This window comes from Thermoanaerobacter sp. CM-CNRG TB177 (genome assembly GCF_018588165.1).
GTDB lineage: Bacteria > Bacillota > Thermoanaerobacteria > Thermoanaerobacterales > Thermoanaerobacteraceae > Thermoanaerobacter > Thermoanaerobacter thermocopriae.
Map to the genome: position 1 here is coordinate 1 of NZ_JAFCAC010000091.1, position 504 is coordinate 504.

At 26.0% G+C, this 504-nt stretch carries 1 pseudogene; it reads left to right on the top strand.

The features are described from left to right. A pseudogene (locus I4N53_RS10795) lies at nucleotides 1-429 on the top strand (IS21 family transposase); the annotation flags it as partial. Between the last annotated feature and the right edge of the window lie 75 nt (nucleotides 430-504).

The window sequence follows — 504 nt, forward strand, 5'->3', positions numbered from 1 at the left end:
GATGAAATAAACAAAAAAGTTAATCAATCCACAAATCAATCAACAGGAATACAAACGATAATATTATTCCAAAAAGAGAAGGAGTATCTATCTCCGCTACCAAGTAATGATATCATAGAAAGTTATATGAACTTCGAGCAAAAAGCAACTGTCCATAAAGATTCTATGATATATTACAAGGGGAGTAGATACTCAGTCCCTCCAAAATATATAAACAAAACTGTAACTCTTAAAACAGTAGAAAATGAGTTACATATATATTTTAACACAGATTTGATATCTGTCCATATATTAAGTGTGATAAAAAAGGTAAACTATCATGAATCTCATTATAGAGAATTAATGGAAAATCTCATCAAAAATAGAGAAGATATTGAACAAATATGTACAAATAATCTTAATGAATTAGATAAATTATTGCATAGGTAAGTGAAAATGTGAGTAACTATATTAAGCTATTAAACAATTTAGAAGAACTTGGATTAAATAACATAAAAAATAATA